This is a genomic window from Devosia sp. Root635, from assembly GCF_001427605.1.
GTDB lineage: Bacteria > Pseudomonadota > Alphaproteobacteria > Rhizobiales > Devosiaceae > Devosia.
Map to the genome: position 1 here is coordinate 164,282 of NZ_LMGZ01000019.1, position 16,529 is coordinate 180,810.

The following is a 16,529-nucleotide window of genomic DNA, read 5'->3' on the forward strand; positions in this document are numbered from 1 at the left end:
CTGGGTTCTGGGGGCTTAGTGCACGACCCGGTGGATGACCGAGATGAGTTTTTCCGGATCGAACGGCTTGACGATCCAACCCGTACCGCCGGCCGCCTTGCCCTGGTCGCGCTTGTCCTGGCTGGTTTCGGTGGTGAGGATCAGGATGGGCAGGCTCTGGTGATTGCCCGTTGCCCGCACATTCTTGATGAATTCGATACCGTCCATGACGGGCATGTTGATATCGGTGATGACAACATCGACCGTCTCGGTCTTGAGCACGTCGAGCCCCTGCTTGCCGTCTTCGGCCTGCAGCACCTCGAACCCGGCATTGGAGAGGGTATGGTGCAGCATGGCGAGGATCGTCCTCGAATCGTCCACCGTGAGAACCCGCAAAGTCGTCATCCTCTCATCATCCCCGAAAACTGGGTGCTGAGACCCAGGCGCTCGATGGCGGTCACAAGGGCCGCGCTCGGCTGCTCAATGGCAAAGTCAAAATGATTTCTCCGGGCGGTTTCGGCCGCGCTGATCAGCATGAACAGCGCATTGGTCGACACGCGCTCGACCGCACCGGCCGTCACGGTGACCGGTCCCTCCTCGATCGCGTCGATCAGGCCGTCACGGATGCCGTCGAGCGAGTCAAGGTCGATGACCGCTGGCAAGGCGACGGATTTCTTGGTCTTGCTGACCATGGCGATTGATGCCCCCGGAGTTTTCTCCAAGCGGCAGTTTCCATGGGAACGGTTTAAGAAGTGCTAACCTTGATGCCGATCGGGATTGCCGCGTTTCCGCCTTGCATCCATGGCACTGGCGCCACCGCCTCCGACCCGTTCTGGCACAACCGCGCTTTTCCCTTGCGGCGGGCGACGGGAGGGGGGTAACCCAAGCACGCCTATTCGAATTGGACCTGCCATGACCAGCTCAATCGCCCTGACCGGCCTCGCCCGCGACCTTGCCGCCCGCGCCGAAACCGGCAAGCCGATCCGCGTCGGGGTCATCGGCTCGGGCGAGATGGGCACCGATCTCGTGACCCAGATGAGCCTGATGGCCGGCATCGAGATGGCGGCCATCGCCACCCGCCGCCCCCATACCGCGCTCGACGCCATGACCATCGCCTATGGCGAGGATTCGATGGGCAAGGTCGCCGACAGCCCGGCCCAAGCATTGGCCGCCATTGAGGCCGGCAAGATCGCCATCACCTCGGCCGAAACCCTTGTCACCACTGACAATATCGACGTCGTCATCGACGCCACCGGCAAGCCCGGCGTCGCCGCCGACTATGACCTGCTCGCCATGGAACATGGCAAGCATCTGGTGATGATGAATGTCGAGGCCGACGTCACCATCGGGCCCTACCTCAAGGCGCAGGCCGACAGACTGGGCGTGGTCTATTCCGTGGGCGCCGGGGATGAGCCCAGCTCCTGCATGGAACTGATTGAATTCGTTACAGCTTTGGGCCTGCCCATCGTCGCCGCCGGCAAAGGCAAGAACAATCCCCTGCGTCACGATGCGGTGCCCGACGACTATCGGGAAGAGGCGACCCGCCGCAACATGAACCCCAGGATGCTGGTGGAATTCGTCGATGGCTCCAAGACCATGGTGGAGATGTGCGCCATTGCCAATGCCACCGGGCTGGTGCCCGATGTGCCGGGCATGCACGGGCCGAAAGCCGACCGCGACGACATGGCCAAGGTGTTGATTCCAAAGGCGGATGGCGGGATTCTCAACCGCTCTGGCGTTGTCGATTTCACCATCGGCAAGGGCGTGGCGCCTGGCGTCTTCGTGATCGTCAAGGCTGAGCATCCCCGCATCATCGAGCGGATGGATGATCTTCATATCGGGCATGGCCCCTATTACAGTTTCTTCCGGCCCTATCACCTGACCAGCCTCGAAGTGCCGCTGACCTGTGCCCGGATCATGCTGCATGGCAAGCCCGACATGGTGCCGCTGCCCCAGCCGGTAGCCGAGGTTTGTGCCGTGGCAAAGCGCGATCTTGCGACCGGCGAAACCTTTGATGCCATTGGAGAAACCTGCTATCGCAGCTACACCATGACCATCACCGACAGCCGTGCCGCCGGGGCGGTGCCGGTGGGCCTGCTGGAGGGCGGCAAGGTGACAGCGCCGGTGAAAAAGGGCGAACTGCTGACCCGGGCCAACAGCCAGCCGGACACCTCGACCCGCCTCTTCGCGCTGCGCCAGGCGCAGGATCGCATGCTGGGCCTCGCCCATTAGCATCAGGGCCGAATTGGTTAGCACACTGTTAGCATCGACGCATTCGACCGGTTGATTTTCGCGGTCCGCCGGATTAATTCCTGACTAAATAATTCAGGAATTTTCCCATGACCGATTCCATCGATCCGCGCGCGCCGCAACGCATCCGCCACGACACGCGCATGCGCCTGCTCGAAGCCACTGATATAACCGACATCACACCGAAAATGCGCCGCGTCCGCTTCAGCGGCGACATGGAGGGCTTCGCCTCGCCCGGCCATGCCGACCACATCAAGGCATTCTTCTTCCCCAAAGGCGTCGAGCCCAAGCTGGTGCCCATCGGTCCGCGCGGCGCCGAATTCGCCGAGGGCGAGCGCCCGGACATGCGCGACTATACCCCGCGCGCCTGGGACGTGGACAACGGCTGGATCGACCTCGATTTCGTGCTGCATGGCGATGGCCCCGCCTCGAGCTGGGCGGCCGAAGCCCAGGTCGGCAGCAAGCTGGTGATCGGCGGGCCGCGCGGCTCGATCGTCGTGCCATCAGCCTATGACTGGTACCTGCTGGCTGGCGACGAAACCGCCCTGCCCGCGCTCGGCCGACGCATCGAGGAACTGCCTGCCGGCAGCAAGATCATCGCCGTGATCGAAGTGGCCGATGCCGCCGAGGAACAGCGCTTTACATCGGCAGCGGATGTGAGCCTGCACTATGTCCACCGCAATGGCGCCGCCGCCGGCAGGACGAGCCTGGTGCTCGATGCCATCAAGGGGCTGAGTTTTCCGGAGGGCGCGGCCTATGCCTATATTGCCGGCGAAGTCGGCATGTCCCAGGCGGTACGGGCGCATCTGCAAGACGAGCGCGGCTTCGACCCCCAGTATATCAAGGCCGCCGGCTATTGGCGGCTGGGCGTGGCCGATGCGCATGAGGATCATTGAGCGCTTATTGGTTCTCTGTTGACGCCTTGGAGTGGAGCCACCCCTCGCCCCTTGTGGGAGAGGGGCAATTTCCTCGTTCAGAGGAAATTGCGGGTGAGGGGTACTGCGTCATCCTATGCTTCAGGGCTTGTAGGTAGTCCGGCGCCCCCTCATCCGCCCTTCGGGCACCTTCTCCCACGAGGGGAGAAGGGGGCACGGTGCTTGCGGCGCGACATTGCCAGTTCCGCTCTTCCATACTAGCCAATCCCCCGGCCTGCCGCTAAAGCTCTGCGCACCAAACAGGAGTGCGTCATGAGCAGCAAGAAAGTCCGCTGGGGGATTTTGTCCACCGCCAATATCGGCATGCAGAAGGTGACGCCGGGTATCATGGCTTCGGAACATTCCGAAGTGGTGGCCATTGCCTCGCGCGACCTGGGCAAGGCCCGCAAGGCCGCTGACAAGCTGGGCATTGCCAAGGCCTATGGCTCCTATGAGGCGCTGTTTGCCGATCCCGATATCGACGCCATCTACAATCCCCTGCCCAACCACCTGCATGTGCCGATGACGGTGGCGGCGGCCAAAGCGGGCAAGCATGTGCTGTGCGAAAAGCCCATCGCGCTCAATGCCAAGGACGCCGAAGCCCTGCGCCAGTGCCCGCCCGAAGCCATCGTGCTCGAAGCCTTCATGGTGCGGTTCCACCCGCAATGGGCCAGAGCCCGTGAAATCATCCGCTCGGGCGAACTGGGCGAGGTGCGCGCCATCAATGCGGCCTTCACCTATTTCAACGCCGACCCCAATAATGTGCGCAACCAGGCCGATATCGGCGGCGGCGGCATCATGGATATCGGCTGCTACCCCATCACCGCCGCCCGCTTCCTGTTTGAAGCCGAGCCCAAGCGCGTCGTCTCGCTGGTGGAGCGCGACGAAACCTTCGGCACCGACAAGCTGGCCAGCGTCATCGCCGATTTCGGCAATGGACGGCAGCTCAATTTCACCTGCTCGACCCAGACCGCGCCGCATCAGCGCGTGCTGGTGCTGGGCAGCAAGGCCAAGCTCGAAGTCATCATCCCCTTCAATGCCCCGGCCAATGAGCGCACCGCCATCACGGTGGATACCGGCGCCCCCTTCGACGGCTCGCTGGCGCGGCGGGAAATCCTGCCGGCGGTGGATCAATATACCGAGCAGGCCGAGGCGTTTGCGCTGGCGGTGCTGGGCGAGAAGCAACTGCCCTGGGGAATCGAGGATGCGATTGCCTCGATGCGGGTGATCGATGCGGTGTTCGAGAGCGAGAAGACTGGAGGCTGGGTGGCGGTTTAGCCTGAGGCACCAACGCCCACCGTCTCTGCCCTCGGGGGTGCAGGTCGCGATGGCAGTGTTCATCGCCTCCCTCCTCCTTGAGGGGAGGGAATGAGGGTGGGGGTCTGTCAGTGAACCACTGAGGCACCCCCTCCCCAGCTCTGCTACGGCCCTTCGGGCCGAGCGGCGCTACCCTCCCCTCAAGGGGGAGGGTGGGCAGGAGCCGATGGAATAGTGCCACCGCAGATCTGGGCGGACTGCCGGCTTATGCCAGTTCCGGCCCGATCAACCGCTCGCACAGCACCGGGATCGCCGCGCGCACCGACGCCTCGTCGATCATCTTGCGGGCGACGCCGTAGCTGGCGGCCTGGATCAGGCGGTTGAGCTCACTGGGCTCGGCCACGCCGGCCGCCTTGAGGGCGGCGACGATTTCCTCGTTCATGCGGGCATCGAGGGCGCGGAAGCGGCTCGAGACACGGCTATGGGTGGCGTAGAGCTCCTCGGCGAAAGGAGAGCCTTCGATGACGTGGGCGATGGCGCCATATTTGCCGGCCATGGCCGCGCCGATGCGCTGGGCCACGCTGCCCGGACCCGCCATGCCGGCGTCGAAACCGGCGACCAGGGCGTCGCTGAGCGCGTCGAGGATGCCGGTGAACACGGCTTCCTTGTCGGCAAACTGGGCATAGAGCGTGGGCTTGGCCATGCCCGCCTCGCGGGCAATCGCCTCCATCGTCGTGCCGCGCAGGCCCTCGCGCAGCATCAGCAGGCGCGCCGCATCGAGGATGCGCCGTCGCTTCTCCGCTCCCTTGTCATTGGCCGCCGGACTCAAATTCACGACTCCACTCTTGAACATATTGAACGATTATCATACCTATCGTTCAATTCGTAAGGGAGAATTTTATGTCCGACCGCGTCCTGCTCACCGGCATATCCGGCTTTCTCGGCGGCCATGTCGCCCTCCAATTGCTCAATGCTGGCTACACCGTCCGGGGCAGCCTGCGCAACCTCAAGCGCGCCGACAAGGTGCGTGACACGCTGGCCAGGGCCGGCGCGGATATATCGAGGCTCGAATTCGTGGCGCTCGACCTGATGGACGATGCCGGCTGGCGCGAAGCCGCCCAAGGGTGCCGCTATGTGCAGCACACCGCCTCGCCCTTCGTGCTCGAAATCCCGCAAGACAAGATGGACCTGATCGGCCCGGCCGTGGAAGGCACCACGCGAGCGCTCGGCGCCGCCAACGCGGCGGGCGCCGAGCGGATCGTTCTGACCTCGTCCATGGCGGCCATCGCCTATGGCCATGACCGGAGCCGGACGGCCTTCACCGCCGATGACTGGACCGACCTCGATGGCCGCGGCGTCAACTTCTACCAGGAATCCAAGACCCTGGCGGAACGCCGCGCATGGGAGATCATGGACGCGGCCAGCCGGCGCGAGGCCCTGGCGGTGATCAATCCCAGCGGCATTTTCGGGCCGCTGCTCGACGAGGATCCGGGCACGTCGGCCATCCTGATCCAGCGCCTGCTCAATGGTTCGGTGCCGGCCTTGCCGCGCATTCCCATCACCATTATCGACGTGCGCGACGTGGCCGCCGCCCATGTGGCGGCGATGACGACGCCCGAGGCTGGCGGCCAACGTTTCCCCATGGGCGAGCGGACGCTGTTGTTCAAGGAGGTGGCCGACCTGCTGGCGGCGCGCTACCCCGACCGGCGCGTACCACGCCGCCAGATGCCCAACTGGGCCGTGCGGCTCTATGGCCTGTTCGATCGCGACGTGCGGGGCAATCTGGCCGAACTGGGCCTGCCCAAGCAGCTCGATTCGAGCGACGCGGCGGCACTACTGGGCCGTGAACTCACGCCAGCGCCGGACGCCATCATGGCCACAGCGGAGACGCTGGTGGCGCATGGGCTGGTTTAAGAAAGCGCCAACAAGGCGCCTTTACCCCCCTTGCCCTCGCCCCGATTATTGTTCATATCAGCATCCGTCGGAACGGGGCTGTAGCTCAGTTGGGAGAGCGCGTCGTTCGCAATGACGAGGTCAGCGGTTCGATCCCGCTCAGCTCCACCATTCCGATACTTTCCTCGACATAAAGCCGTTCAGCGTTTTGGCTGGTTTTCAGCCATTCGCGCGGCGGCGCGGCCGAAGCCTTCGGTGATAACGGCTTTCATGGCGAGGCGCGCTTCGTCGGCGTCGCCCGCCTGGATGGCGCGGGCAATGCGGGTGTGCGACTTGACCGCGGCGGCAGTGAGCGCGGCATCCTCAACCGGCGAGCTGATGGTGAAGGCCGCCGTGAGCGCCAGTTCGACCAGGGCGCTGACCGAGGCCATGAAGGGATTGCCCGAGGCTTCGGCCACGGTACGGTGGAAGGCTAGGTCGGTGCGGGCGAATTCCTCGGGCGTCCTGGCTTCGCCCATGCGGTTGGCAATGGCGAGCAGGGCCTCGGCCTGTTCGTCGCTGCGGCGGGACGCGGCCAGGGCCGCCGATTCCACTTCGACCCCGATGCGGATTTCGGCGAGGCTGCGCAGCAGCTCGACATCCGGCCCGGTTTCGAAATGCCAGGACAGCACGTCGGAATCGAACAGGTTCCAGCGCTGGCGCGGCAGGACGCGGGTGCCGATGCGGGCGCGGGCCTCGATCATGCCCTTGGCCGCCAGGGTCTTGAGCGCCTCGCGCAAGACGGTGCGCGACACGGCAAACCGCGCCAGCAATTCGCTGTCGGACGGCAGGATGGAGCCTTCGGGATAATCGCCCCCGACAATGGCGACGCCGAGCTGCCACAGCACCTGCGAATGCAGGTTCCGCAATGGCACGCGGCCGGCAATCGAGGCGATCAGTTCGCTCGTCGTCCTTTCCGGCGTGTCGCGCATCGCCATGCCTTCTCCCCTCGCCATTAGTGTTACTATATGAACTATCCGACCCGAAGCCCGACGGCAACCGGCGCTGGACAGGGCGCGCCATGGCGGGCGAGTGTAGCGGCAAAAAGGGAATCAACCGCATGACCGCCAACCAGATCGACGCCGTCCTCGCCAGCGTGGATGCCGGGCTCGACCGGAGCCTCGAACGGCTCTACGCCTTGCTGCGCATCAAATCCATCTCCACCGACCCCGCCTATGCCGCCGAATGCCGGCGCGCCGCCGACTGGATCGCCAATGAGCTCAACGGGCTGGGCTTTGCCGCCGAAGCCCGGCCGACGCCGGGCCATCCGGTGGTGGTGGCGCATGGGCCCGAACAGGTCGGTCCGCATGTGCTGTTCTATGCCCATTATGACGTGCAGCCGGTCGATCCGCTGGAGCTGTGGCATACCGATCCGTTCGAACCCCAGCTCAAGACCGACGCGCAGGGCCGCCAGATCATCGTGGCGCGCGGGGCTTCGGACGACAAGGGGCAGATGCTGACCTTCATCGAGGCCTGCCGTGCCTGGACGGAGGTGACCGGATCGCTGCCTCTGCGCGTCTCGCTGATGCTGGAGGGCGAGGAGGAAAGCGGCGGCAAGAACCTGCCGCCCTTCATGGAAGCCAACCGGGCCGAGCTCGGCGCGGCCGATATCGCCCTGGTCTGCGACACCGACATGTGGGACCGCCAGACGCCGTCCATCACCACCATGCTGCGCGGGCTGGTGGCCGAGGAGGTGGAAATCACCTGCGCCGACAAGGACCTCCATTCCGGCATGTTCGGCAATGCGGCGCGCAACCCCAACCAGGTGCTGGCCGAGATCATCGCATCCTTACGCGCGCCCGACGGCTCGGTGACCCTGCCCGGCTTCTACGACGACGTGGCCGAGATCAGCCCCGAGCTCAAGGCGCAGTGGCAGGGACTGGGCTTCGACGAAAAGGCCTTTCTCGGCGAGGCCGGGCTATCGTTGCCGGCAGGCGAACAGGACCGAAGCGTGCTCGAAATGCTGTGGGCGCGGCCGACCTGCGAAATCAACGGCATGATCGGCGGCTATACCGGCGACGGCTTCAAGACGGTGATCCCGGCCAAGGCCAGCGCCAAGATATCGTTCCGCCTGGTTTCGGGCATGCAGCCGGAGAAAATCCGCGCCGCGTTCCGCAAGCATGTCGAGGACCGCATTCCGGCCGATTGCTCGGTGAGCTTCCACGCGCATGGCGGCTCGCCGGCCATCACCGTGCCTTCGGATGGCGTGCATCTGCGCCGGGCGCTGGCGGGGCTATCAGGCGAATGGGGCAAGCCGGCCGTGGTGACCGGCTCGGGCGGGTCCATTCCGGTGGCGGGCGATTTCAAGCGCATCCTGGGGCTCGATACGCTGCTGATCGGCTTTGCCCATGTGGACGACCAGATCCACTCGCCGAATGAGAAATATGATCTCGACAGCTATCACCGGGGTATCCGGAGCTGGGTGCGGGTGCTGGCGAGCCTGGCGGGGTAGGTCTCGATCGCAGCCCAACCACGGAGCGGCTCCTCCCCCTTGACGAGGGAGGTTGGGAGGGGGTGTCGTTTAGCCCGGATATCGGGGCCAGCCATCCCCCACCCTTGATCCCTCCCCGCAAAGGGGGAGGGAGACGACTGAGAATTCCGCCCCTACAAATACATCACCGCCAGCATGGTCACCACCGCCGGGACGGTCTGAATGAACAATATTTTCCGGCTGGCGGTGGCGGCGCCGTAGATGCCGGCTACCGCGACGCAGGCGAGGAAAAACATGGCGATCTGCCAGGCGAATTCCGGCTGTGGATGCACAAGGCTCCAGATCAGGCCGGCAGCCAGGAACCCGTTATAGAGCCCCTGATTGGCGGCCAGCGATTTGGTCTCGGCCGCAAATTCAGGCGTCAGGCCGAAGGCCTTCTGCCCGCGCGGGCCGGTCCACAGGAACATTTCGAGGATGAGGATGTAGATATGGAGCAGGGCCACCAGGGCAATGAGGATGAGGGCGATGACGCTCATTTGATCTTGGTCTTTCTCGGTTGGTCGGGTGCTGCATCCCACGATGCGTGGCGGGCCTGTTCGGCCGCATAGGCCGCATCCTGGTCGGGCAAAGCCGCGCGCGAGCCGCCCAGTTCGACCAGCCGGTCGAGGGTCGGCTGCACGCCCGGACCGGCCTCGGCGCAGGTTTCGGGACGATCTATGGCGTCGAAGGCCGGCCCATAGAACTGGCTGTCATAGTCGTCGACGCTGAGGCCCAATTGTTCGCGCGCCAGGATATCGGCGCTGTCGGTCAGCAGCGACCATTCCTCGTCGGTGATGGCAAAGTCCGGGCAATTGGACGAGACGACATTGGCCAGCACCACCTCGCTGAGGAAGGCTTCGGCCTCGGCGCCGGTAATGCTGCTGAGATCGGGCAGTTGCACATAAATCTTGCCATCGGCAAAAGCCGGGCTGGCGAGGAGCAGGGTGGCGGTCAGGGTGGCGATGAAGGTCTTCATGTCCGGTCTCCGCTGGATAGGTCATGCCACGCCGGGGTGGCTGCGGGCAAGGTTGCTTGCGGATGCGGGGGAATTGGGGCGGGGGCACGCCCTCGTGGTTCGAGGCGCGTGAAGAACGCGCACCTCACCATGAGGGCTACTCCTGGCTCGGTATCCCAGTAGCCCTCATGGTGAGGCGGGAGCACTTGCGACCCTCGAACCAGGAGGGCGTGGCACTCAGCCTGGCTGCCCGCCAATGGACTGCACCGCCTTGGCGCCCGCTTCGATGGCCTTGGTGAGCGCCTCCGGTTCGGCCGCTCCCGCCAGCCTTGCGGCGATGAAGCCGGCGGCGAAGGCGTCGCCGGCGCCGGTGGAATCGACCACCGTCACGGCCGGGGCCGGAAGGTCGAGACGGATGCCGTTGCGGCCGCCCAGCACGGCGCCGAGCCTGCCGCGCTTGATGAGGACCGTGTCGTAATGGGCGCCCAAAGCCCGCACCTGCGCGTCGCAGCCGGTGACGCCGGTCAGCGCTTCGGCCTCGCTTTCATTGGCGAAAATGGCATTGGCGCCCGCCGTCCAGTCGAGGAACTGGCTGGCGCCGACTTCGAGCAGGAAACCGACCGAGGCCGGATCGACCGCGACGGCAATGCCGCGCGCTTTCGCGGCGGCAAAGAGGCCCTGCACGGCGGCGCGGGGGCCGGGCGCGAAGAAGCTGTAGCCCGAGACCATGACCATGCCGATATCGTCGAGCAGGCTCTCGCTGAGGTCGGCGGACGACAGATTGAGATTGGCGCCGCGATCGGTGAGGAAGCTGCGCTCGCCATCGGGATCGACAATGGTGACCAGCACGCCCGAAGGCTGCTCGCGGTCGCCTGCCAGCACCGGCACCACGCCCAGCCCGCGGAAATAATTCTCGTACATGGGTTTGTCCTCGGCCCCGACGCGGGCGGCGAACACCACGTCGGCGCCCATGGCGCCCAGCCACACCGCCTGGTTGGCGCCCGAGCCGCCGGGGCGGCTGCGCACCGTGGCGCGGCGGTCGCTGCCTTTGACGAGGGGGCCTTCGGGCACCACGATGACATCGGTCATCACGTCGCCGACGACGAGAACCTTGCGGCTCATGCGCGACGCACGGCCGGCTTGGGCGGGATGCGGGCGGCCATGGCCACAGCGATCTGCGCGGCGACCATGGCATTGTTTTCGACCAGGGCGATATTGGAGACCAGTGACTTGCCGTCGGTCAATTCGAAGATGCGCTTGAGCAGGAACGGCGTGAGATCCTTGCGGGAAACCCCTTCCTGCTCGGCGCCGGCAATGGCTTCGGCAATGCGCGCCTCGATGGCCGCGGGATCGAGCGCATCGGCCTCGGGGATGGGATTGGCGACGAGCACGCCGCCCAGGCCCAGATCGACCTGCATGGCGACGACCTTGGCGATATCGGCCACGTCATCGAAGCGGTGATCGACCTTATGGCCGCTCTTGCGCGCCCAGAAGGCGGGAAATTCGTCGGTGCCATAGCCGAGCACCGGAACGCCATTGGTTTCGAGCACTTCCAATGTCTTGCCGATATCGAGGATCGACTTGGCGCCCGCGCAGATGACGGCAACGGGGGTACGACCCAGCTCTTCAAGATCGGCGGAAATGTCGAAGGTTTCCTCGGCGCCGCGATGCACGCCGCCAATGCCGCCGGTGGCAAAGACATGGATGCCGGCCAAAGCCGCGATCTGCATCGTGGTGGCGACCGTGGTGCCGGCAATCTCGCCCTTGACCAGCAGGGCCGACACATCGCGGCGGCTGGCCTTGGCCGCCTTGCCGCCTTCCAGCGCCAGGCGCTCGAGGTCTTCGCCCGAAACGCCGACGCAGAAACGGCCATCCATTATGGCGATGGTGGCGGGCACCGCGCCATGCTTGCGGATCACCGCCTCGACATTGTTGGCCATGGTGAGGTTCTGCGGATAGGGCATGCCATGGGTGATGATGGTCGATTCCAGCGCCACCACCGGCCGGCCGGCGGCGAGCGCTTTCTTCACCTCGGGGCTAATGGAAAGGTAGGCCTTGGCGCTCATCGTCTCACTCGCTCACATTTGTCGGTTGCGGCCGCTTCGGCCCTGTTGCCGCGGGTTTTGCGCCTTGTTGCGCGACGGCGTCAACCCCTGCGGAATCTTGGCGCCACATGCTTGTCGCCCCAGCGATTTGGCTCTAGGTTGCCCTCGTAAAACTCCAGCGTGGAAAGGGCACTTCGCTGCAGACGATTACCGTTGATCGCGCCATAGGCGTGGATCGATACGCGCCCGGCTCCGGGCCCAGTCCAGCCGATTTGCCCAGCGCTTCCGAGCGCTCTTTTTCCGCACCAGCATGCCAGACCGGACCGACCGATCCGGGCCCTCGAAGATGAGCGCCCGGGACTGACCCGTCTGCGCCTCCGGCGCCCGATTATGCCGCGCCCCGGCGCCGTAACGCCAAAAAGACCAAAACTTTCGAACAGGAGCTCAATCCAAGATGAACAAGTCGCTCGTACTTGCCCTCGGCGCCGTCATGGTCGCCAGCCCGGCACTGGCCCAGGAAGAAGCCGTGCTCAATATCTACAACTGGTCCGACTATATCGCCGAAGACACCATCGCCAATTTCGAGGCGAAGACCGGCATCAAGGTCAACTACGACGTCTACGACAATAACGAGATCGTCGATGCCAAGCTCCTGGCCGGCAATTCCGGCTACGACATCGTGGTCCCCTCGGGCAATTTCCTCGAACGCCAGATCCAGGCCGGCCTGATCCTGCCGCTGGACAAATCCAAGCTGACCAATCTAGGCAATCTCGACCCGGCCGTGATGGCCACGGCCGCCGGCCAGGACCCCGACAATGCCCATGCCGTGCCCTATATGATCAACACCATCGGCTATGGCTACAATGTCGCCAAGGTCGCCGAGGCGCTGGGCGCCGACGCCCCCACCGATAGCTGGGACCTGATCTTCAAGCCCGAATATGCCGAAAAGCTCGCCTCCTGCGGCATCAGCCTGCTCGACAGCCCCTCCGAAGTCACCGGCATCGCGCTCAACTATCTCGGGCTCGACGCCAATTCGGAGAACGAGGAAGACCTGGCCAAGGCCGAGGAACTGCTCAATTCGGTCAAGCCCTACATCCGCTACTTCCACTCGTCGCAGTATATCGACGACCTGGGCAATGGCGAAATCTGCGTGGCCCTGGGCTATTCAGGCGACATCTTCATAGCCGCCGATGCCGCGGCGTCGGCCGGCAATGGCGTCGAAGTGCAGTATGTCATTCCCAAGGAAGGCGCGGCGACCCTGTTCGACTTCCTGGCCATTCCGGCCGATGCGCCGCATCCGGAAAACGCCCACACCTTCATCAACTATATCCTCGAGCCCGAGGTCGTGGCCGCGATCACCAATTACGTGTTCTATGCCAACCCCAACCTGGCCGCGACCGAGTTCGTCGATGAAGAGGTCAAGTCCAATCCGGGCATCTATGCCCCGGCCGAAACCATCGCCAAGGCCTTCGTCATGGGCGCCCACAGCCCCGACTTCGAGGAAGTGCTGACTCGCACCTGGACCCGCATCAAGACCGGCCAGTAGGACGTTCATCCGGGGGCGGCACCGGCCGCCCCCAGCTTACCAGCAGCCCTGTATGACTGCGCCCAGGACCGTGTAATGGCCAAAAAACCCCAGCTTGCTATCGACACGCGGCCCTGGCGCGACCCCAAGGCAAAGCCGTTCGTGCGGATCAGGAACGTCACCAAGAAGTTCGGTGATGTCTCGGCGGTGCATGACGTGTCACTCGATATCTACAAGTCCGAACTGTTCTGCCTGCTCGGCGGCTCCGGTTCGGGCAAGTCGACGCTTTTGCGCATGCTGGCGGGCTTTGAAACACCGACCAGCGGCACGATCGAAATCGACGGCCAGGACATGACCCAGGTCGCTCCCTACAATCGGCCGGTCAACATGATGTTCCAGTCCTATGCGCTATTCCCGCATATGAATGTGGAGCAGAATATCGCCTATGGCCTCAAGCGCGATGGCCTGCCCAAGGCCGAGATATCAGCCCGCGTCGCCGAATTGCTGGCGCTGGTGAAGCTGCAGGACTATGGCGCGCGCAAGCCGCATCAGCTCTCGGGCGGCCAGCGGCAGCGCGTGGCCCTGGCCCGTGCCCTCGCCAAGCGCCCCAAGCTGCTGCTGCTCGACGAGCCGCTCGGCGCGCTCGACAAGAAGCTGCGCGAGGAAACCCAGTTCGAACTGGTCAAGATCCAGGAAACGCTGGGCGTCACCTTCATCGTGGTGACGCATGACCAGGAAGAGGCGATGTCGCTGGCCACCCGCATCGGGGTGATGAACCAGGGCGAAATCGCCATGATCGGCGAGCCCACCGACATCTACGAATTCCCCAATTCCAAATTCGTGGCCAATTTCATCGGCTCCGCCAATATGGTCGAGGGTGTCGTGACCGAGGACGAGCCCGACCATGTCCGCATCCGCTCGGACGAACTGGGTTGCGACATCCATGTGGGCCACGGCGTCGATTGCGCCCCCGACCAGATCCTGTGGTGGGCCATCCGCCCCGAAAAGCTGCATCTGAGCCGCGACAAGCCAGCCGGCATCCACGGCGCCAACGTGACCCGCGGCATGGTCGAGGATATCGGCTATCTCGGCGACATGAGCGTCTACCAGGTGCTGCTCGACAGCGGCATGCGCCTGCGCGTGACCCAGACCAATACGGTGCGCGGCAATCCCGACGCCATCACCTGGGACGAACAGGTCTATGTCACCTGGGGCGACACCTCCGGTTCGGTGCTGACGGTATGACGACGCATTTTGTGCCCACCGACCAATCAGTCGACACCCTCCCCCTTGCGGGGAGGGATCAAGGGTGGGGGGTGAGAGCCCGCATATCGGGGCTCCCGACACCCCCTCCCAACCTCCCCCGTCAAGGGGGAGGTGCCGCGCGGTGCTCGCGGGCAAATAGCGTCCCCTTGGCCGGGAGCCTGTACCCATGACCACCGCCCACGAACCCACAATCCCCCCGCCCCGGCGGCTGCGCCCCTGGAACGCCGTCGAGCGCCGCCTTGCCCGGGTCGGCATTACCGGGCGCATGCTGGTGCTGATCGCGCCGGTGCTCTGGCTGCTGGTCTTCTTCCTCGTGCCGCTGGCGGTGGTGTTCGGCATATCGCTGGCCACCAAGCAGTTCGGCCGCCCGCCCTATTCGGCCCTGCTGTCGACCGAGGAGGGCACGGTGCAACTGACGCTGCACCTGTCCAACTACATCCGCCTCTTCACCGACAATCTCTATGTCGCGGCCTATCTGAGCTCGATCCGCATCGCCGCCATTGCCACCGTCATCACGCTCCTGATCGGCTATCCCATGGCCTATGCCATCGCCCGCGCGCCCGACCGCTGGCGCAATATCCTGCTGATGCTGGTGGTATTGCCCTTCTTCACCTCGTTCCTGCTGCGCGTCTATGCGCTGACCGGCTTCATGCGCGGCAATGGCGTGATCAACCAGTTCCTTGGCCTGTTCGGCATCGAGCCGCTGGTGATGATGCAGACCGATTTTGCCGTCTATGTCGGCATCGTCTACACCTACCTGCCCTTCATGATCCTGCCGCTCTATACGACGCTGGTGAAGCTCGACACGGCCCTGTTCGAGGCCTCCGCCGATCTTGGTGCCCGCCCGGCGCGCACCTTCCTCTCGGTCACCCTGCCGCTATCCATGCCGGGCATCGTCGCCGGCTCCATGCTGGTCTTCATTCCGGCCATCGGCGAATTCGTCATCCCCTCGCTGCTGGGCGGGCCGGGTACGCTGATGATCGGCCGGGTGCTGTGGGACGAGTTCTTCACCAATACCAACTGGCCGCGCGCCGCCGCCGTCGCCATGGCCATGCTGGTCGTGGTGGTCGTGCCCATCATGCTGCTGCAACGCGCCCAGAGCGCCGTGGTGGAGAAGTAGCATGCGCCGGGGCTGGTTCCTTCCCATCGCCGCGTCCCTGGGCTTCGCGTTTCTTTACGCGCCCATCGTCTCGCTGGTCATCTTCTCGTTCAACGAAAGCAAGCTGGTCACCGTCTGGTCGGGCTTCTCCACCAAATGGTATGGCGAGCTGTTCAGCGATCCGCAATTGCTGGGCGCCGCCTGGCTAAGCCTGCAGATCGCCGCCATCAGCGCCTCCATTGCGCTGGTGCTGGGCACGCTGGCCGCCGTGGCTTTGGTGCGCTTCCGCCGCTTCAAGGGCCGGACGCTGTTTTCCGGCATGGTCTCGGCGCCGCTGGTCATGCCCGATGTCATTACCGGGCTGGCGCTGCTGCTGCTGTTCGTGGCCATGGAATCCACCCTGGGCTGGCCGCAGGGCCGCGGCATGCTGACCATCGTCATCGCCCACGCCACCTTCTGCACCGCCTATGTCTGCGTCGTGGTGCAGTCGCGCCTCAGCGATTTCGACCGGAGCCTTGAAGAAGCCGCCATGGACCTGGGCGCCTCCCCCCTCCGCACCTTCTTCGACATCACCCTGCCCATCATCGCCCCGGCGCTGGTTTCGGGCTGGCTGCTCGGCTTTACCCTGTCGCTGGATGACCTGGTCATTGCCAGCTTCGTCTCGGGACCGGGCTCGTCGACCCTGCCCATGGTGATCTTTTCCAAGGTCAAGCTGGGCGTTTCGCCCGACGTCAATGCGCTGGCGACGATCATTATTGCCATTGTGGCGCTGGGCGTGCTGGCTGCGACGATTTTGCAACTGCGCGCCCGCCCGAAAAGGGCGCGAGGCTGACCGGG

General features: G+C 64.7%; 17 protein-coding genes and 1 tRNA gene. 10 read left to right on the forward strand and 8 right to left on the reverse strand.

Annotated elements, in window-relative coordinates; all coding sequences use genetic code 11:
- Positions 1–15: 15 nt before the first annotated feature.
- Both ASD80_RS12030 and ASD80_RS12035 read right to left on the reverse strand, forming a co-directional pair.
- Positions 16–384: a response regulator gene (locus ASD80_RS12030; protein ID WP_056233101.1), complete on the reverse strand. Its 369-nt coding sequence runs from the start codon at positions 382–384 to the stop codon at positions 16–18.
- On the reverse strand, positions 381–671 hold the full coding sequence (locus ASD80_RS12035; protein ID WP_056233103.1) for an STAS domain-containing protein: 291 nt from the start codon (positions 669–671) through the stop codon (positions 381–383). Before ASD80_RS12035 ends, ASD80_RS12030 begins: the two co-directional genes overlap by 4 nt.
- 220 nt (positions 672–891) lie before the next feature.
- Between ASD80_RS12035 and ASD80_RS12040 the strand changes: the two genes are divergently transcribed.
- The 3 genes from ASD80_RS12040 (at position 892) to ASD80_RS12050 (ending at position 4,421) form a co-directional block, all read left to right on the forward strand.
- Positions 892–2,211: an NAD(P)H-dependent oxidoreductase gene (locus tag ASD80_RS12040; RefSeq protein ID WP_056233105.1), complete on the forward strand. Its 1,320-nt coding sequence runs from the start codon at positions 892–894 to the stop codon at positions 2,209–2,211.
- A 107-nt stretch (positions 2,212–2,318) separates the two neighbouring features.
- Positions 2,319–3,125, forward strand: coding sequence for a siderophore-interacting protein (locus ASD80_RS12045; RefSeq protein WP_056233107.1), 807 nt, complete (start codon positions 2,319–2,321; stop codon positions 3,123–3,125).
- A gap of 291 nt (positions 3,126–3,416) precedes the next feature.
- The gene (locus ASD80_RS12050; protein WP_056233108.1) at positions 3,417–4,421 is read left to right on the forward strand and encodes a Gfo/Idh/MocA family protein; all 1,005 of its coding nucleotides are present in this window, start codon (positions 3,417–3,419) and stop codon (positions 4,419–4,421) included.
- A gap of 244 nt (positions 4,422–4,665) precedes the next feature.
- On the opposite strand, the gene ASD80_RS12055 is transcribed toward ASD80_RS12050, so the two are convergent.
- Positions 4,666–5,235 (reverse strand): TetR/AcrR family transcriptional regulator, encoded by a 570-nt coding sequence (locus ASD80_RS12055; RefSeq protein ID WP_200950303.1) that lies wholly within the window; start codon positions 5,233–5,235, stop codon positions 4,666–4,668.
- 65 nt (positions 5,236–5,300) lie between these two features.
- Here ASD80_RS12055 and ASD80_RS12060 point away from each other — a divergent pair, with 65 nt between their 5' ends.
- Together ASD80_RS12060 and ASD80_RS12065 are read left to right on the forward strand one after the other, a co-directional pair.
- On the forward strand, positions 5,301–6,314 hold the full coding sequence (locus tag ASD80_RS12060) for an NAD-dependent epimerase/dehydratase family protein (RefSeq protein ID WP_056233113.1): 1,014 nt from the start codon (positions 5,301–5,303) through the stop codon (positions 6,312–6,314).
- A 74-nt stretch (positions 6,315–6,388) separates the two neighbouring features.
- A tRNA-Ala gene (locus ASD80_RS12065) sits at positions 6,389–6,464 on the forward strand.
- A gap of 29 nt (positions 6,465–6,493) precedes the next feature.
- Here the strand turns inward: ASD80_RS12065 and ASD80_RS12070 are convergent.
- Positions 6,494–7,264: a FadR/GntR family transcriptional regulator gene (locus ASD80_RS12070; protein WP_056233481.1), complete on the reverse strand. Its 771-nt coding sequence runs from the start codon at positions 7,262–7,264 to the stop codon at positions 6,494–6,496.
- Between the two features lie 128 nt (positions 7,265–7,392).
- On the opposite strand from ASD80_RS12070, the gene ASD80_RS12075 reads away from it, so the two are divergent.
- Positions 7,393–8,784: a M20/M25/M40 family metallo-hydrolase gene (locus ASD80_RS12075; RefSeq protein ID WP_056233114.1), complete on the forward strand. Its 1,392-nt coding sequence runs from the start codon at positions 7,393–7,395 to the stop codon at positions 8,782–8,784.
- 152 nt (positions 8,785–8,936) lie between these two features.
- Here ASD80_RS12075 and ASD80_RS12080 read toward each other — a convergent pair whose 3' ends face one another.
- From ASD80_RS12080 to ASD80_RS12095, 4 genes are all read right to left on the reverse strand, one after another.
- Positions 8,937–9,299, reverse strand: coding sequence for a DUF1304 domain-containing protein (locus ASD80_RS12080; protein ID WP_056233117.1), 363 nt, complete (start codon positions 9,297–9,299; stop codon positions 8,937–8,939).
- Positions 9,296–9,778 carry a hypothetical protein gene (locus ASD80_RS12085; RefSeq protein WP_056233119.1) on the reverse strand — a complete coding sequence of 161 codons (483 nt, stop codon included), beginning with the start codon at positions 9,776–9,778 and terminating at the stop codon, positions 9,296–9,298. Before ASD80_RS12085 ends, ASD80_RS12080 begins: the two co-directional genes overlap by 4 nt.
- Before the next feature lie 216 nt (positions 9,779–9,994).
- Positions 9,995–10,879 (reverse strand): carbohydrate kinase family protein, encoded by an 885-nt coding sequence (locus tag ASD80_RS12090; protein ID WP_056233121.1) that lies wholly within the window; start codon positions 10,877–10,879, stop codon positions 9,995–9,997.
- Positions 10,876–11,823: a pseudouridine-5'-phosphate glycosidase gene (locus tag ASD80_RS12095; protein ID WP_056233122.1), complete on the reverse strand. Its 948-nt coding sequence runs from the start codon at positions 11,821–11,823 to the stop codon at positions 10,876–10,878. The genes ASD80_RS12090 and ASD80_RS12095 overlap by 4 nt, the downstream gene beginning before the upstream one ends.
- 433 nt (positions 11,824–12,256) lie before the next feature.
- On the opposite strand from ASD80_RS12095, the gene ASD80_RS12100 reads away from it, so the two are divergent.
- The 4 genes from ASD80_RS12100 (at position 12,257) to ASD80_RS12115 (ending at position 16,524) form a co-directional block, all read left to right on the forward strand.
- Complete coding sequence (locus ASD80_RS12100; RefSeq protein WP_056233124.1) at positions 12,257–13,348, forward strand: polyamine ABC transporter substrate-binding protein; 1,092 nt, start codon at positions 12,257–12,259, stop codon at positions 13,346–13,348.
- Between the two features lie 75 nt (positions 13,349–13,423).
- The gene (locus ASD80_RS12105) at positions 13,424–14,572 is read left to right on the forward strand and encodes an ABC transporter ATP-binding protein (RefSeq protein ID WP_056233126.1); all 1,149 of its coding nucleotides are present in this window, start codon (positions 13,424–13,426) and stop codon (positions 14,570–14,572) included.
- 187 nt (positions 14,573–14,759) lie between these two features.
- Positions 14,760–15,713 carry an ABC transporter permease subunit gene (locus ASD80_RS12110; RefSeq protein WP_056233128.1) on the forward strand — a complete coding sequence of 318 codons (954 nt, stop codon included), beginning with the start codon at positions 14,760–14,762 and terminating at the stop codon, positions 15,711–15,713.
- 1 nt (position 15,714) lies between these two features.
- Entirely contained in the window at positions 15,715–16,524 is an 810-nt protein-coding gene (locus tag ASD80_RS12115) for an ABC transporter permease subunit (protein WP_056233130.1), read from the forward strand.
- Positions 16,525–16,529 lie beyond the last annotated feature (5 nt).

What these genes read in the sequence shown, in the direction of transcription:
- ASD80_RS12030 (WP_056233101.1), bottom strand. Translation starts at nt 384, where the DNA reads ATGACGACTTTGCGGGTTCTCACGGTGGACGATTCGAGGACGATCCTC.
- ASD80_RS12035 (WP_056233103.1), bottom strand. Translation starts at nt 671, where the DNA reads ATGGTCAGCAAGACCAAGAAATCCGTCGCCTTGCCAGCGGTCATCGAC.
- ASD80_RS12040 (WP_056233105.1), top strand. Translation starts at nt 892, where the DNA reads ATGACCAGCTCAATCGCCCTGACCGGCCTCGCCCGCGACCTTGCCGCC.
- ASD80_RS12045 (WP_056233107.1), top strand. Translation starts at nt 2,319, where the DNA reads ATGACCGATTCCATCGATCCGCGCGCGCCGCAACGCATCCGCCACGAC.
- ASD80_RS12050 (WP_056233108.1), top strand. Translation starts at nt 3,417, where the DNA reads ATGAGCAGCAAGAAAGTCCGCTGGGGGATTTTGTCCACCGCCAATATC.
- ASD80_RS12060 (WP_056233113.1), top strand. Translation starts at nt 5,301, where the DNA reads ATGTCCGACCGCGTCCTGCTCACCGGCATATCCGGCTTTCTCGGCGGC.
- ASD80_RS12070 (WP_056233481.1), bottom strand. Translation starts at nt 7,264, where the DNA reads ATGCGCGACACGCCGGAAAGGACGACGAGCGAACTGATCGCCTCGATT.
- ASD80_RS12075 (WP_056233114.1), top strand. Translation starts at nt 7,393, where the DNA reads ATGACCGCCAACCAGATCGACGCCGTCCTCGCCAGCGTGGATGCCGGG.
- ASD80_RS12080 (WP_056233117.1), bottom strand. Translation starts at nt 9,299, where the DNA reads ATGAGCGTCATCGCCCTCATCCTCATTGCCCTGGTGGCCCTGCTCCAT.
- ASD80_RS12085 (WP_056233119.1), bottom strand. Translation starts at nt 9,778, where the DNA reads ATGAAGACCTTCATCGCCACCCTGACCGCCACCCTGCTCCTCGCCAGC.
- ASD80_RS12090 (WP_056233121.1), bottom strand. Translation starts at nt 10,879, where the DNA reads ATGAGCCGCAAGGTTCTCGTCGTCGGCGACGTGATGACCGATGTCATC.
- ASD80_RS12095 (WP_056233122.1), bottom strand. Translation starts at nt 11,823, where the DNA reads ATGAGCGCCAAGGCCTACCTTTCCATTAGCCCCGAGGTGAAGAAAGCG.
- ASD80_RS12100 (WP_056233124.1), top strand. Translation starts at nt 12,257, where the DNA reads ATGAACAAGTCGCTCGTACTTGCCCTCGGCGCCGTCATGGTCGCCAGC.
- ASD80_RS12105 (WP_056233126.1), top strand. Translation starts at nt 13,424, where the DNA reads ATGGCCAAAAAACCCCAGCTTGCTATCGACACGCGGCCCTGGCGCGAC.
- ASD80_RS12110 (WP_056233128.1), top strand. Translation starts at nt 14,760, where the DNA reads ATGACCACCGCCCACGAACCCACAATCCCCCCGCCCCGGCGGCTGCGC.
- ASD80_RS12115 (WP_056233130.1), top strand. Translation starts at nt 15,715, where the DNA reads ATGCGCCGGGGCTGGTTCCTTCCCATCGCCGCGTCCCTGGGCTTCGCG.